This window comes from Coleofasciculus chthonoplastes PCC 7420 (assembly GCF_000155555.1).
Taxonomy (GTDB): domain Bacteria; phylum Cyanobacteriota; class Cyanobacteriia; order Cyanobacteriales; family Coleofasciculaceae; genus Coleofasciculus; species Coleofasciculus chthonoplastes_A.
Map to the genome: position 1 here is coordinate 345,862 of NZ_DS989845.1, position 15,597 is coordinate 361,458.

Consider the following 15,597-nt stretch of genomic DNA (forward strand, 5'->3'; position numbering starts at 1 on the left):
GTGTTTCGCGTGCAACAAAATACGTCAGAACAATTGCTCCTCTTTTTACCCAGTTTATGGTTATTCTCTCTGTTTGTTAGTCCAATTTGGGGCGCGGGAATTGGTGCAGTTTGGGTGATTGGGCGAATTATTTATGCCTGGGGTTACTATACAGCAGCGGAAAAACGTGGTATTGGTTTTGGAATTAATTCTTTATCTCTTCTCGTCCTGCTAATCGGTGCTTTAGTGGGAATTATTAAATTGTTCATCAATACCCCTTTTGGAGTGTAAGTAAGCTGTTCGGTATTTAAACATTAATTTAAATAATAACGGAATCATCGTAGTGAGCATCTTGCTCACTACTAATACCCAACTTAAATGCATGACAGCTAATCTGGACATACAGCGCTTTTCAGGTAAGCTTTTGTCTTCACTATTGCCTATTGCCTATTGCCTAGCGCGTAGCGCTATGCATCCCCATCAAACAGGGAAATCTATGCCAAATTCCCCAACTTGTCCCTATGAATTTAGCTGGTTTGATTGGTTTTGCCTCTGGTATCCTCCAGGTTGGCTGATTTTGTTCAACCGCCATTGGCAGCATTATCATCATGATCCGGCGGGGTGGAAGTGGCTGGAGTATGGATTATTTCTAATGCCTGGAGGATTTTATTTAGCATTACTAAGCCGGTGGTTGCGTTTGGGTTGCCGTTCACCTCACAGAGAAATCGAAGAATTTTATCCCGATTATCAACAAGTATTCTGCGATGAAATTCTCGACCCAATCATGACCCATTATTTTCGGGCTGAATTACACCTTCAGGATAATTTGCCGCCAAGTCAGTCCTTAATTGTGGCGATGAACCATGGGGGAATGTGTTTTCCCTGGGACTTTTTAGGGTTAGGATATTTATTGAGAAAAACTGAAGGATGGGTGGTGCAACCCTTAGCCAATGTGGTTTTATTTGAACATCCCTGGATGATTTGGTGGTTACCGCCTGCATGGTCAAAAGCGTTAGGGGGAGTACAGGCGCAACGCGATGACTTTGAAGATGCCGTGATGCACAAAACGATTTTGCTCTATGCTCCCGAAGGAGTACGCGGTCCTGGGAAAGGTTGGTCAAAACGCTATCAATTGCAAACCTTTCATCCCAGCTTTATCCAGTTGAGCAATCGCTACCGTATGCCAATTTTACCAGTCGTGTGCCTGGGCAGTGAATTCTTGCATCCATGGGCATGGAATGTTAAAGCATTGGCAAAGCGAGTGAATTTGCCCTTTTTTCCGGTATCGCCATTGATGATTGCCTTTGTGCTGTTCCCATCCATGGGGGTTTGGGCGATGAGAACGCAACTGCGCTATTATCTTCAAGCGTTTGAGCAACCTGAGATAGAGGTCACATCAGGTTCTAATGTGCGATCGCAAGTTTACCAACAAGCGCAACGATTGCGCGATAAACTACAGCATCAGATTAATCAGCGGCTGTCCCGTCATTAGCTAATAAAAACAGCTACCGCTTAGGAGGGGTCAGAATCACCGTGGAGAGGGGACATAGCAGTCACTGTTAATTTCCACCTCATCCCCTACCCGCAGTGTTCCCAACTGTTCTTGAATCACGTTCTGCCCAAAAAAGATTTTCCCATTCCGCAGCCGATAGTTTGCCAGTGTCGCTAAGGGTTCTTTGCCTCGTATACCCTGAGATTGATCCACCGTGGTAATCGTACATCGAGAACAAGGTTTAACCACGCGAAAGGGAATTGCACCGATGCGAATTTGACGCCAACTGTCTTCGGCATAGGCTTCACAGCCAGAAACGACTAAATTGGGGCGGAATCGATTCATGGGAACAGGTTGTTCTAACCGTTGGTTTAAGTCTTGCAACGAGGCTTCAGAAATGAGTAAAAAGGGGAATCCATCGGCAAAACTGACCGATTCGCTGGGATTAGCATAATTTGGATTAATCGGGCGGATGGAGTCCTCTGGCATATAGACTAACTGACAGGGAATGTCGAGAAATTTGCTAAACCACTGACTGATCTGTTTATCCAATGGCATAGCTTGACAGATATCATTCCAGACTTGCACCGGGAGGCGATAGTCACTGTCATAGTCTAGGGGAATGGATAAGCTGGGCTGGTTGGGTGCTTCTACGACTAACTCGTTCTCCCCCAACCGCACTTGAATCAATGCCATACGGGGAAATTGACGCTGGGTGAGAAACTTACCCTTTGCATCCACGAGCATCCAGCGTCGGTCATAGTGTAAACCGCGATCGCTCACCTGAGCCGTAGAGAGTGCGATCCCACCTGCTGACTTAATCGGGTAGATATAGAGTCCACTCAACTGAATAGAAGTCATAGGTTTATGCCGTCGATTTAACCGTAAAATCTATCCCACAATTTTAGCTGTGTCACGCCATTAGGCTAAGATCAGAAGAACTCCTACTATACGGAATGACTGACATGAAAACCGCAGCGCGTGTTATTCATAGCGACCCTGACATCCTGGGAGGAACCCCTGTTTTTGTTGGAACTCGTGTACCTTTTGAAACGTTGCTCGATTATCTCGAAGCTGGCGATCCACTCGATGAATTCTTAGATCATTTTCCCAGTGTTCGGCGTGAGCAAGCGATCGCAGCTCTTGAATTGGCAAAGGAAATGCTGATAGCTTATGCGAATCCTGCTTGATGAGTGCGCCCCACGACCTTTGAACTCAAGAATTACCAATTGTTTCAGCCTGATTGTGCCGATAGTAACCAGAACTTCTCTTCCGTAGTAGTTAAGATGAAGGGTGGAAACAGTTCCAACCCTGGTAGGGTAATACCGTTGTCGCTAGACCTCAGTCGTTTAGTCTCCCAGTTTAAAACCTGTTAGGACTCTGCCAAGGTTCGCTCTTCCAATCATGTTCGTCGAGTTCCTGCTAGATAATTATGACGACTGTCACTCAATCTCCCTACACCGAAGACCAAATTTCCGCTTGGCTGCGTGGCTTATGTACCGTGGCTTGGGCTGATGGTCACTTTGATCCCGAAGAAAAAGAGATCGTTTCTCAACTGACTCATGAACTCCTAGTGGTGGATAAAGATCCCCAGTCGGTTGAACAAACTATTTCTGCTGAAGAACTGGCTGCGGCGTTAGGTCACAACAAGCATACTGCCGAGAATTTTATCAGAACGGCTGTCATGGTGGCGATGGCAGATGGTATCTACTCGGTGAAGGAAGCAGATGTTCTGCAAGAATTCTGCGAAGCGCTGGGACTGCAAATCGAGGCATTGAATGCCCTGCGGCATACCCTTTACGATGGTGAAGGAACGGATATCTCAGATGTTGTCCACCACGACGCCCAGCAACCAGGAACCTCTCCCCATCCCCATTCGGATATTCTGCATCCTGTACGTAAATGGCTGGACGGGATGGAAGTTCATGACCCACGAGTTGCCCGATTTGTTTGTAATATTATCCCCTCTCAATGTCCGTTTGAACGAGATGTTAACCTATTCGGTCGCAAAGTCGCCCACATTCCGGCAATGTGTAAGATCAATCCCCTCTATGATCAGTTAGTCGGCTTGCGCTTCCGGGCATTATCCTATCTGGCAGATGAACGGGGCGAAGATGTCTCGAAATATTTTTAGTGTAGAGATGTGCCATGATTCGTCTGTAGGGGCGGGTTTCACTACTATCATTTCTTCCCTCACCCAGATGTAACTAAACCCGCCCCGACTAGATTAAACGTAAGACGTCTTTGACATAAGACGAATGACAAATAATGCAATTTATTGATCAAGCGGAAATTGAAGTAGAAGCGGGGAAGGGCGGCGACGGGATTGTCGCCTTCCGGCGGGAGAAGTATGTACCTGCGGGAGGACCGGCGGGTGGGAATGGGGGACGTGGGGGAGATGTGATTTTGGTGGCGGCTGAACACCTGCAAACCTTACTGGATTTCAAATATGCCCATCGTTTCCAAGCCGACAATGGGGGACGCGGGGGACCGAATAATCGAACGGGTGCTAATGGGCGCGATCGCACAATTCAAGTTCCCTGCGGTACAGTTATCTATGATGCAGATACCCAGGAAATTATCGGGGATTTAGTCCAACCGGGACAAACCTTTTGCGCGGCTAAGGGAGGTAAGGGAGGATTAGGGAACAAGCATTTTTTGAGCAATCGCAATCGCGCTCCTGATTATGCCTTACCTGGACTCCCTGGAGAGTATCGCCGCTTGCGTTTGGAGTTGAAACTATTGGCAGAAGTGGGCATTATTGGTTTGCCCAATGCGGGTAAGTCTACCCTCATTGCTGCCCTTTCTGCGGCACGCCCCAAAATTGCCGATTATCCGTTTACAACCTTAGTACCCAATTTAGGTGTGGTTCGCAAACCTACAGGTGATGGTACAGTGTTTGCCGATATTCCGGGATTAATTGAAGGGGCGCATCTGGGAACCGGGTTAGGGTATGACTTTCTCCGCCATATCGAACGCACGCGCTTACTACTGCACCTGATTGACGCTACGGCTGATGATCCCATTGGCGATTATCAAACCATTCAAGCCGAGTTACAGGCGTATGGACGAGGGTTGTCAGAACGTCCTCAAATTCTGGCATTAAATAAGATAGATGCTATTGCTTCAGAGGCGGTAGAACTGCTGGCGACTGAACTCAATCACTTAACCCATGTACCCGTGTTCCAAATTTCAGCCGTGACTCAGACAGGGTTAGAGTCGCTATTGCAAACCGTTTGGCAGTCTTTGGATCAGTTAAAAGATGTAGAGGTGAAAACGGTTACCAAGGTTTGATAGTGGGCAGGGTGTGGGGTGTGGGGTGTCGGTGTTTAAATCGCTCCAATTCCTGGAAATAAAGGGAGGAAAGCTGCCTTGTTTTGAAAAGCGTTACACAGACAGATCCCCGACTTCTCCAAGAAGTCGGGGATCTTGCTTAGAGACTGTACCTTATCAACCACCAAATCTGCTGTAATTATCCTGAAAACGAAAATTAAATCCCAGAATTCCGGAATGGGGGGATGAAAGGATGAAGGTAAAATTACACCCTTATCCAAGGTGCTGCTAATTCGTCTCTGTTGAGCAACGTTTATACCTCTTTACATTCCATGATGATATAAATACTCTTTCAAGAAAAGAAAAGCCGACCGTGACATTGATAGCTTTTCTGACAATATTTGGTTGCAAGGCTTCAGACTCTAGCTAAGAGCTAAAGTCCAAGAAGTCTTAGTTAAACATAGTTTTTGGAAAAATAAAAATGGATGCGACCAGCAGACGATTAACGGCTGCGGCACAATGTCCGATCTAACTCCTAATCCAGTTTTAAACTTGCAGCAAAGTTTATCACAACTTTATTTAAGTCATCTTGACTATGTTTTTTCTGCAAATCATGGCTATAACGCTTGTAGTTTTACTTGGCAAGATGCAATGATAAACAACAAGGAAACTTCGAGATTAAAGCTGGATAATCTCTCAGACAATAAAACAGCTTGACTATTGACTTACCACACATTCAATATTTCTTAAGTTTTATCAGGGCTAGGCATCTCCACAAATTAGTTTAATTTTTTTTGGACATACATTTCATCATGACTCATTCAAAGGTCATTGGCAAATTATCACTAACGACAGCTCTGGCTACGTTAATTGCCGTATTAAGCAGTCCAGCCGCCCAAGCAATTGTTATTGATTTTGAAGATAATGCGATTGAACCTAATAATAATGAAGATGTTTTATCCTCGATAACGTCGCAAGATTTTTTATTTGAGCCAACTCTCCCTGGTGAAACGCAGTATGCATTAGCGAATAATGTATTTGAGGCACACAATGACAGCACCTATTTTGTAATCCGGAATTTAGTAGACAACGACACATTGGAGCCGTTCATCAATCCTGTCATCATGTCTCAAGTTAACGAAACTCCATTTTCGTTACTCAGTTTGGACTTGGCAGAATGGGGAGTACCCCAGGATCAAGCCACAAGGGTTGAAGTAACTGGCTTTTTAGCGGGAGGCGGTTCAATCACCAAACTAATCTCCTTTGATGGTGTGACTGATGGGAGTGGACCTCTAGAGGATTTTCAAACCGTAACCTTTAACCAGCAGTGGAGTAACTTGAGTAGCGTTGAGTTTAAAGGGATAGATGCACCTGTTTCTGATGATCCCAGCGAAGAACCTGGTTTTCAGGTTAATAGCTTTGCTGTTGACAACATTGAGGTAGGAGAAGCGTTTGAGGAACCCCACACAGAAGTTCCCGAACCTGCTTCAATCCTAGGTATCTTTGCACTGGGGGCAGTGGGATTTGGTTCGAGATTGACGAAAAAAATAACTCAGCGTTAACTAATCTGAAATACTGATATAGATTGGCTTCGTAGTGAGGGAACCTCAGCCCTCTTCCGCTAGGTATTAGAGTACTAAAGTACTCACTACAAACAAAGCCCTATTTTAGCTGAGTCATACGACTAGCTGCGTGGATCGATTCCTTGGTAAGCGATGATAAAGTTAATGGCTAAGTAGGGTTGCAGGTTATTGTGGGCGTTGTTCTCACTACTACCGATACTAGAAGAAATACAGTCCATTTCCACGAAATTAGTAGCTCCAGTCGCATAGATGCTACTTCTCGGTTTCGACAAAAGGGCAGATCCACTCGGACTGGTTTCGTTGGAGTCAGCATTCGTCGCTTTTAATTTCATTTGAATTTCTGGTAAGTTCGCTTGAGTTAATTCAACCTGCTCTGATCCACTTTTATCACCCAAGCCATAGGAGTTGCGATCATTATCACTATTTCCTGCCATCGGGTTTATCCCCAGAGGAACGCGACCTCTCAAATCAGGAACACGAAAAGTACCTTGTGTTGGATCACCAGGCTGATTGTACTTTCCTGCCAAGATTGAAGCCAGAATGTCGTTTTCGTCACTTATTATGTCATGTAGTGTACCATCGCAAAGATACCAACCATCGGGGGCAAAATCAAAAGCAACCATGGCAATTTGACCGATCAAGGGTGTTGTCATAATAAATTCCTCAAGTTTTCCATAAGGTAACGTTGTGCTAAAACTTCCCTCGACTTCCTGTAGCCCTAACAAAAAGGCGGGAAATGATGTAATCATTCTTGGGGTTCAGGACTCCATTCGTTTTCTTTAGAGCTTAATGACATAGTAATGTAGCCAAAGTTTATCAAGTCGTCAAGAAAGTTTTGTTACAAAGCTTAAGCTTTAATGCTATCGGCGTGGCACAGATATTTTTATTTCTTCACAAAATAATAGTCAAGCTAGAGTAAGGTGGTAAGACTCCTGAATCCAACTGAATTGTGCCAGATCTTATCTCTGTAGACTAGAAGGAAACAGCGATAGGTCAGTTTTGAGCGATTATTTTTGCGAGGAGAATATAAAGTATGCTGGATTTGGTAAGTCCTACGAGATTGGGGAACTAACGATGAAACCTATCTCATTGTGCCTTCGATGTTTATTTGTCGGTGTTGTCCTCACCGGAATAATACCCGATCCAATTTTTACCGAAACCGGATTGCTGTCCAAGCATCACAGATTGAAATCAGCAAGAGCTTGGCTGGACTCAGTTCCCCCAGCCCAGGCTCAACCCATTACCCCAGCCGTCGATGGTACTGACACCGTTGTCACTCCAGAGGGAAACCGCTTGGATATCCACGGTGGAACGCTTTCGGGAGATGGCGCAAATCTCTTCCATAGCTTTGAGCAATTTGGACTCTTCCCCGATCAAATTGCCAACTTTATCTCCGATCCCCAAATTCGCAACATTCTGGGACGGGTAGTTGGCGGAGATACCTCTGTGATTAATGGTCTAATTCAGGTAACTGGGGGAAACTCTAATCTTTTCTTAATGAATCCGGCGGGGATCATTTTTGGTGCTAATGCCCAGCTTAATGTTCCGGCTGCCTTTACCGCAACCACGGCGACGGGGATTGGCTTTGGCTCGGAGAATTGGTTTAATGCATTTGGTGAGAATAGTTATGAAAATTTAATCGGGACTCCGACAAGCTTGGCGTTTGACTTGGCTGAATCGGCTGCGATTACGAATCACGGCAATTTAGAGGTGGGAGAAGGTCAGACTTTAACCTTAGTTGGTGGAAGTATTACCAACACAGGACAACTGACAGCATCAGGAGGACAAGTTGCGATCGCGGCTGTACCGGGCGAGAATTTGCTCAGAATCAGTCAACCGGGAAGCCCCCTCACGTTAGAGATTACACCCCCTCGCTCCGCCACTGGGGAGCAATTGCCCATTAATCCCCTCGATTTACCTGTTTTACTGACGGGTAATAGCGGTCAACTTGTCAACGAAGGGCAAGTATCAACCACCGATACGAGTCAGGGGGGCGCAATTCATGTTGTTGGTTCTAGGGTGGATAACCTGGGTTTTATGATGGCTGATGGGGCGAATGGGGGTAGTATTCAGGTTCAAACTGATCATTTCCTGGACACAGGACAACTGAGTGCAACCGGGAACCAGGGAAATGGTGGGGAAATTCAGGTTCATTCTACAGGCACAGTCATTCAAACCGCTAGCGCGACAACCCGGGCAAATGGTTCTCAACAGGGAGGGGTAATTGAATTTAAAGGTAATGCTGATACAGTTTTAACCACTTCAGGTGACATTGAGGCGACAGGAGAGGTGGGCGGTACCGTCCATTTATTTGCTGAGACGCTTCAGTTATTGGCGACTGATATTGATGTTAGTGGTAACAGTGGCGGTGGAGAGATTTTAGTCGGTGGTGATTTTCAGGGACAGACGTTAGATGCCATTAATGCCCAAACTACAATCGTCAATCATAGCAGTCGTTTAAACGCCAACGCCCTGACCACTGGTAACGGAGGACAGGCGATTGTTTGGTCTGACCAACACACTCAATTTTCCGGTACGATTCAGGCGCAAGGTGGTGCAATTAGCGGTAACGGCGGTTTTGTGGAAGTGTCGGGTAAAAATACGCTCTCGATGACGGGTACTGTCGATGTGGGGGCTGTTAACGGATTAGCTGGGACGCTGTTACTCGATCCGAAAAATATCATAATTGACGATAGTGTAGGAGCCATTCCTCAGTTTGACCTCGTTGATCCCAATCGGGGCAATGGTTCGGGGTTTGGTGATGCGATCGCGCCATTGAGTACGGGGAATGTAGTCGTTACCAAGCCCGAAGATAACTTTGGTGGGGATAATGCGGGTGCGGTTTACCTCTTCGATGGTTCAACTGGCGCATTACTTCGCATGCTGATGGGTCAGGAAAATGACCAGGTAGGGAGTGGTGGTGTTACAGCCTTAAATAATGGGAATTTCGTAGTCGCGAGTCCACAGTGGGATAATCGGGTGACAGGGGCGACAAATGCTGGGGCGGTGACGTGGGGTAATGGCACAATCGGGATTTCGGCAGAGGTTAACGCAACTAACAGTTTAGTTGGCACTCAGACGGATGACCAAGTGGGGAGTGGTGGTGTTACAGCCTTAAGTAATGGAAATTTCGTGGTCGTTAGTCCAAGGTGGGACAATAACGTTACAGGGGTTATAGATGTAGGGGCGGTGACGTGGGGTGATGGCACAACTCAGACTATTGGAGAGGTGAATGCGACTAACAGTTTAGTTGGCACTCAGCTTCGAGACAGAGTTGGTAGTCGTGGTGTTACGGCTCTCAAAAATAATGGCAATTATGTAGTCAACTCCCCGTTTTGGGGCGACAGTCAGGGTGCCATAACTTGGGGTGATGGCACGACTGGGACGACAAAAGGACAAGTGGATGGGAGCAACAGCTTAATTGGTAGCGAAGATAATCTTGTCGGATTGGTCGAAAATGGTTTTGACGGTGTAACTGCGCTGGAAAACGGAAATTATGTCGTCAACAGTCCCTTTTGGGATGATCCCAATACAACTAGATCTGATGATCCAACAAGTCCAAATACAAATGAAGGAGCCATCACCTGGGGTGATGGTGTGACAGGGACGACAGGAGTTATAAGTGCGAATAACAGTTTGATTGGTACTCAGACTGATGATCAGGTTGGTGGTGCTGGTGTGACTGCGCTGACTAATGGTAATTATGTGGTCAGTAGCCCCCTGTGGGACAATGGGACAGTTCAAGATGTGGGAGCCGTTACCTGGGTTGATGCTAACGGTTTGACCACGGGTTCAGTAAGACTAGATAACAGTATAGTTGGTAGCCTTGCCCAAGATCGCATCGGTAGTGGTGGTGTTACCGCCCTGACTAACGGGAATTATGTGATTAGCAGTCCGAACTGGAACGATAACAGAGGAGCGGTGACTTGGCGGGATGGTACTCTGCAAACGGGTAATGAGCAGGTTCGTGCGATCAATAGTTTAGTCGGTAGTACAGTAGGTGATCAAGTTGGTAATGGTGTCCCCCCGATGGGCTTTGTTCCTTCTCCGAGGATTGAAGGTGTTATTGCGCTTGCTAATGGCAATTACGTCGTCAGCAGCCCCGACTGGAATAATAATCAGGGTGCCGTCACTTGGGGTAATGGCACAAGGGGTATTACTGGTGTAGTGGTGAGTGAGACTAACAGTTTGGTTGGGACTCCAGCCTCCTTTGATCGGATAGGTAGTGGCGGTGTTACAGCACTAAATAATGGGAATTATGTGATTAGTAGCCCAGAGTGGAACAATAATCGAGGCGCCGTTACTTGGGGCGATGGCACAACTGAGATTATTGATCAGGTAAGCGAACTCAACAGTTTAGTGGGAAACTTGGCAAATGACCAAGTGGGTAGTGGTGGCATTATTGAATTAAATAATAGCAATTATTTGGTTAGTAGTCCCAACTGGGATAATCAAGGAACAGATATTGGGGCAGCGACTTGGGTAGATGGAATTACTGGACAAACTTGGGATGGAACGAATAGTATCAGCGATAAAAATAGCATTATTGGTCGTCAGTTGAATGCTGGTTTGGGTACAGTTGTTAATGACCCAGTTAATCAGACGTTTTGGGTACAATTTGCTAACGAAGGTAATGGTAGAGTAACCGTCGGCGTTCCCACAGATCTAACATTTGCTAATGTCGCCGGTGCTTCGGTAACGTTCTCTCCCTCTTTTTTACAACGTACTCTAAATACGGGTACAGCCGTTGTGCTGCAAGCCAATAATGATATTACTATTACTCCCGATAATCCCCTGATTATCAATAATCCTAGCGGCAATGGGGGCAATCTCACGTTTCAAGCCGGACGCAGCATTATGATTAATGCTGATATTTTTACAGATAATGGTGATTTAAATATAATTGCTAACGAAACTCTGGCAAATGGAGTGGTTGATGCCCAGCGAGATAGCGGTAAGGCTGACATCGTATTGGCAGATGGAATAACACTGGATACAGGTGAGGGAGATATTAATATTACCCTGAATACAGGTGATGGTTTAACCAATGATCAGAGCGGTGATATTACTCTAGACGGTAATATCAATGCCAATCATCTGGCGATTGAACATAAGGGGTTAAGTGGCGGGGTAATTATCGAGGAAACCGCGAATTTTGAATCAATTGACAATCTCACTATCTCTAGTCGTACCCTGACTCTCCCGGAGACAATAGCATTTAACCTGGAGGGCGGATTAGAATTAAATATCACCGAAGCGGTGGAGTTAGCAGGTCAAATTACAACGAATGGCAATCTAGAATTAAATGCACCAATTACCCTAACTGGCGATACTGTCTTCAATACAAGTGGTGCAGGTACTATTCTGTTTAACAACACACTTAACGGGAATCATAACCTCGAACTGTCTGCTGGCACGAATAGGATTACTTTTGACAATCTCGTTGGCAATAGTACCCCACTGGATAATCTGACGATTAATGGGGGTTTAAATCTTGCCACTACGATTAAATTAACTGGAGGATTTGAGCAAAATGGCATGAATCCAGTGAATTTCGCTGGGACTATTACCACAACAACTGGCACGATTGATTTAAATGGTGCGGTTACGCTGACGGGCGATAGTACTCTGAATACGAGTGCGGGTGATATCCGTTTTCTCAATCCAATTAATGGTAGTAATGGAACGGAAAGCCTAAACCTAAGCGCGGAAACGGGTGCGATTCAATTACCCGAAACAATAGGGAGTACAACCCCAATTGGCAATCTAACAATTCTCAGTAATAATCTGGATATCCCGACAACAGCCCGGATTAATCTCACGGACAATTTTAAACTCAATGGTGCTAATCCGCTGAATTTCGCGGGTGAGGTGACAACAGCGAATGGTACGATTGAATTTAATGCTCCAACCATCCTAACTGGCGATACATTCCTGAGAACAAATGGCGGTGATATCCGGTTTAATAATAGGCTCAACGGTAACGGTAGTTTGGCTAATCTCAGTTTGAGGGCGGCGGGAATGGGGAATATATTGTTTACAGATAGCGTTGGTGACATTAACCCACTGGGTAATCTAACTATTTTTAATGCCAATAACCTCACGGCGAATAGTTCAATTAGGGCGGCTAGCCTGAAGCATACTACAGGAAATGACACAATTAATCTGCAAGATGTGCAAACGTCTGGGGGGGCGGTTGAACTGACAACTCGTAATACTCTAAAGACGGGTAATATTACGACGGCTGGCGGTGATATTCGTCTCACTAGCCATCAGGATACAGTGAATAGTGGTAACCTCAATTCTTCGGCGGCGACGGGTGGTGATATTGTGGTCGAGGCTGAGGTAAGTATTGATGCTGGAGAAATCAATTCCAGTGGCAATATCGGTGATGGCGGTAATGTTACGCTTGATCCCCAGGACTATATTCAGGTAAGTTCAATTAACGCCCAGGGGGGAAGTAATGGCAGAGGCGGCAATGTTGAGATAGAGAGCGATCGCGTATTTCGGGCAACGGGTAGTTTTTCCCACAATGGTAGGGAAACCAGCATTTCTACGGCAGGTGGAAATGGTGGCGGCGATATCACGATTCGTCATGGGGGAGGCGGAATTATCCCCTTTGATGTGGGAGATGCCACAATTAACGGCACAGCTGCTGTCATTAGCAGTGGTGAGTTTACCATCGCCCCTTTCCAATCCTTTCCTTTTACCCACACTGAAGGTAATATTCAGATTATTAGCGTTGATGATACCCGTGATATCCCAGTTAACCCGGTTGATTTAACCACCGCCGATTCAAATCAAAGTCAATCCCCGATTGAAAAGGACGAATCTGGGGTGATGGAGATTGATAACTTATTCAGTCGCGATTATGAGGAATATTTTGGCAGGGCGAAACGGGCGGGGATTACCTTAGAACAAGCGCGAGAAATCTTACGCGATAATGAAGCGGCGACAGGGGTGAAGTCGGCGGTGATTTATGTGGTATTTGCCCCGCAAACGATTACTTCTGTACCTGAAAGTACAGAGGTTGCACCCAATAATACCAGTTTATTACGATCGCTAACCCCCCAACCGAGCGATCGCCTGGAATTAATTCTCATCTCTGCCGATGGACAACCGATTCGGCGATCGGTTAATGTAACCAGAGCGGAAGTCCTGGAAATGGCAGATCAATTTCGCCGCACGGTAACCAATGTAATCGATGACCAGAACTATCTGCCACCCGCTTACCAGATGCATCAATGGTTAATTAAACCCATCGCCGCCGATTTAGCCGCGCAAGACATCAAGCATTTGGCATTCGTTATGGATACGGGGTTGCGTTCCATACCCATTGCCGCCTTGTATGATGGGGATCAGTTTATCATTGAGAACTATAGTGTCGGCTTAATGCCTAGCCTCAGTCTCACCGATACTCGTTATCAAGATGTCAGAGATGATTCGGTGTTGGCAATGGGGGCTTCAAAATTTCGGGATAAGGCATCTTTACCTGGTGTTCCCATTGAGTTACAGGTGATTGCTGATCAAGTGTGGCAAGGTGAATCCTTTCTGAATGAAGAGTTTACCTTAAATAATCTCAAGCAAGCCCGCCGAAAAGTGGCGTATGGTATTGTGCATTTAGCCACCCATGCTGAATTTCAACCGGGAAAACCTGCCAACTCTTACATTCAGTTGTGGGACAATAATAAACTCAACCTGGATCAGATGTGGCAGTTAGATTGGCATAAACCGACGGTGGAACTGTTGGTTTTAAGTGCTTGTCGCACGGCGTTAGGAGATGAGGAAGCCGAGTTAGGATTTACGGGGTTAGCGGTACAAGCTGGAGTCAAGTCAGCCCTAGGCAGTCTCTGGTATGTTAGCGATGAGGGGACACTGGGACTAATGACCACATTTTATGAGAACCTTAAACAAAGTTCTACTAAAGCTGAAGCCTTGCGAAAGGCACAACTGGCAATGCTTAGAGGTGAAGTGCAACGAGAAGGCGATCGCTTAATTACCACTAAGAGTAGTATTCCCTTACCCCCTGATTTTCCGGCGTCGATTAACCAAAACTACAGCCATCCTTATTTTTGGAGTTCCTTTACCCTAATTGGTAATCCTTGGTAATCAGGGAACAGGGAACAGTAAGGGTTTGAGGGCGATTGGCAAAACTTAATACACTGCCGTTTTCTTTTGTCTGACTACTTATCACTCTGGGTTTTTCTTTAATTCCTTTAACGTCTGATACATTTGGGGTAACCGATGATAAATCGCGGATACTTTCAAAAATAATTTATGGGGAACAGCGGGAATACCCGAGACAATCGCCCCAGCTTCGACATTATTATGAATCCCCGATTTTGCCGAGGCGATCGCGCCGTCTCCAATCTTAGCTTGATTGGCAATCCCGACTTGCCCAGCGAGGATTACTCGATTCCCCACATTCACACCCCCAGCCAAGCCAACTTGCGCCGCGATCGCACAAGCACCTCCCACTTGACACCCATGACCAATTTGGACTAAGTTATCGATTTTAGTATTACCACCAATCCGAGTTGCTCCCACCGCCGGACGGTCAATCGTCGTATTACAGCCGATTTCCACCCCATCTTCTAAAACCGTATATCCCGATTGTTCCATCTTGAACCACCCCTCTTTAGTGGGGACAAAACCAAACCCTTCCGCCCCAATTACCGCACCGCTATGGATCACACAATCCGCCCCAATTTGGCTACGTTCATGAATGGTACAGTTAGCGTGTAAAATTGTGCGATCGCCAATTTGCACATCGGGATAAATCACCACATTCGGATGAATACAAACCCCATTACCAATCCTCACCCTCGCCTGAATTACTACATGCGCCCCAATATAAACCCCCTCCCCTACCTGCGCCTCTGGGTGAATCACAGCGCTAGCATGAATTTCCGGTGCAGGTTTCCAGGGTTGATAGAAAAGCGCGATCGCGCGGGCAAATAATAGTCGGGGTTCCGATGCGCCAATCCAAGCAATACCGCGTTCTGTGGCTTGTCGTTGTAACCCGTGATCCGGGGGTAAAATTAACACCCTCGCCTCAGTGGTTTTCAGCCTAGCGGCAAACTTAGCCCCCTCAATATAGCTGATCGTACTGCGGGTGGCTTGGTCAATGGGGGCGATTCCCTGAACCTCTGGATCACACTCTGGATGAGCTAATAGACTCGTGCGATCGGTGTCGATATTAAGGTTTTGTACCAGTTCACTAAATTTCATCTTCGTCAGGGTTCATAGTTGATCGTTCATGGTTCATTG

The 15,597-nt window shown here is 46.1% G+C and carries 10 protein-coding genes; 7 read left to right on the forward strand and 3 right to left on the reverse strand.

All coding sequences use genetic code 11. The features are described 5' to 3' along the window. Together MC7420_RS08920 and MC7420_RS08925 are read left to right on the forward strand one after the other, a co-directional pair. A partial coding sequence (locus tag MC7420_RS08920; protein ID WP_044205925.1) for an MAPEG family protein occupies positions 1–270 on the forward strand: 270 nt, incomplete at its 5' end. A 205-nt stretch (positions 271–475) separates the two neighbouring features. Beyond that, complete coding sequence (locus MC7420_RS08925; RefSeq protein ID WP_044205927.1) at positions 476–1,471, forward strand: 1-acyl-sn-glycerol-3-phosphate acyltransferase; 996 nt, start codon at positions 476–478, stop codon at positions 1,469–1,471. 36 nt (positions 1,472–1,507) lie between these two features. Here MC7420_RS08925 and MC7420_RS08930 read toward each other — a convergent pair whose 3' ends face one another. Then, on the reverse strand, positions 1,508–2,332 hold the full coding sequence (locus tag MC7420_RS08930; protein WP_006099697.1) for an MOSC domain-containing protein: 825 nt from the start codon (positions 2,330–2,332) through the stop codon (positions 1,508–1,510). A gap of 104 nt (positions 2,333–2,436) precedes the next feature. Here MC7420_RS08930 and MC7420_RS08935 point away from each other — a divergent pair, with 104 nt between their 5' ends. The 4 genes from MC7420_RS08935 (at position 2,437) to MC7420_RS08955 (ending at position 6,306) form a co-directional block, all read left to right on the forward strand. Continuing rightward, positions 2,437–2,661 carry a DUF433 domain-containing protein gene (locus MC7420_RS08935; RefSeq protein WP_044205930.1) on the forward strand — a complete coding sequence of 75 codons (225 nt, stop codon included), beginning with the start codon at positions 2,437–2,439 and terminating at the stop codon, positions 2,659–2,661. A 242-nt stretch (positions 2,662–2,903) separates the two neighbouring features. Next, positions 2,904–3,605 (forward strand): Mo-dependent nitrogenase C-terminal domain-containing protein, encoded by a 702-nt coding sequence (locus MC7420_RS08940; RefSeq protein ID WP_006099763.1) that lies wholly within the window; start codon positions 2,904–2,906, stop codon positions 3,603–3,605. Positions 3,606–3,739: 134 nt separating this feature from the next. Then, complete coding sequence (obgE, locus tag MC7420_RS08945) at positions 3,740–4,765, forward strand: GTPase ObgE (RefSeq protein WP_006099625.1); 1,026 nt, start codon at positions 3,740–3,742, stop codon at positions 4,763–4,765. Between the two features lie 791 nt (positions 4,766–5,556). Continuing rightward, complete coding sequence (locus tag MC7420_RS08955; RefSeq protein WP_006099629.1) at positions 5,557–6,306, forward strand: PEP-CTERM sorting domain-containing protein; 750 nt, start codon at positions 5,557–5,559, stop codon at positions 6,304–6,306. A 122-nt stretch (positions 6,307–6,428) separates the two neighbouring features. Here MC7420_RS08955 and MC7420_RS08960 read toward each other — a convergent pair whose 3' ends face one another. Beyond that, positions 6,429–6,980, reverse strand: coding sequence for a phage tail protein (locus MC7420_RS08960; RefSeq protein WP_198016405.1), 552 nt, complete (start codon positions 6,978–6,980; stop codon positions 6,429–6,431). Between the two features lie 421 nt (positions 6,981–7,401). Between MC7420_RS08960 and MC7420_RS08965 the strand changes: the two genes are divergently transcribed. Then, positions 7,402–14,436 (forward strand): CHAT domain-containing protein, encoded by a 7,035-nt coding sequence (locus MC7420_RS08965; protein WP_044205933.1) that lies wholly within the window; start codon positions 7,402–7,404, stop codon positions 14,434–14,436. Positions 14,437–14,517: 81 nt separating this feature from the next. Here the strand turns inward: MC7420_RS08965 and lpxD are convergent, their stop codons facing one another. Further along, positions 14,518–15,558, reverse strand: coding sequence for a UDP-3-O-(3-hydroxymyristoyl)glucosamine N-acyltransferase (lpxD, locus tag MC7420_RS08970; RefSeq protein WP_006099828.1), 1,041 nt, complete (start codon positions 15,556–15,558; stop codon positions 14,518–14,520). Between the last annotated feature and the right edge of the window lie 39 nt (positions 15,559–15,597).

What these genes read in the sequence shown, in the direction of transcription:
- MC7420_RS08925 (WP_044205927.1), top strand. Translation starts at nt 476, where the DNA reads ATGCCAAATTCCCCAACTTGTCCCTATGAATTTAGCTGGTTTGATTGG.
- MC7420_RS08930 (WP_006099697.1), bottom strand. Translation starts at nt 2,332, where the DNA reads ATGACTTCTATTCAGTTGAGTGGACTCTATATCTACCCGATTAAGTCA.
- MC7420_RS08935 (WP_044205930.1), top strand. Translation starts at nt 2,437, where the DNA reads ATGAAAACCGCAGCGCGTGTTATTCATAGCGACCCTGACATCCTGGGA.
- MC7420_RS08940 (WP_006099763.1), top strand. Translation starts at nt 2,904, where the DNA reads ATGACGACTGTCACTCAATCTCCCTACACCGAAGACCAAATTTCCGCT.
- obgE (WP_006099625.1), top strand. Translation starts at nt 3,740, where the DNA reads ATGCAATTTATTGATCAAGCGGAAATTGAAGTAGAAGCGGGGAAGGGC.
- MC7420_RS08955 (WP_006099629.1), top strand. Translation starts at nt 5,557, where the DNA reads ATGACTCATTCAAAGGTCATTGGCAAATTATCACTAACGACAGCTCTG.
- MC7420_RS08960 (WP_198016405.1), bottom strand. Translation starts at nt 6,980, where the DNA reads ATGACAACACCCTTGATCGGTCAAATTGCCATGGTTGCTTTTGATTTT.
- MC7420_RS08965 (WP_044205933.1), top strand. Translation starts at nt 7,402, where the DNA reads ATGAAACCTATCTCATTGTGCCTTCGATGTTTATTTGTCGGTGTTGTC.
- lpxD (WP_006099828.1), bottom strand. Translation starts at nt 15,558, where the DNA reads ATGAAATTTAGTGAACTGGTACAAAACCTTAATATCGACACCGATCGC.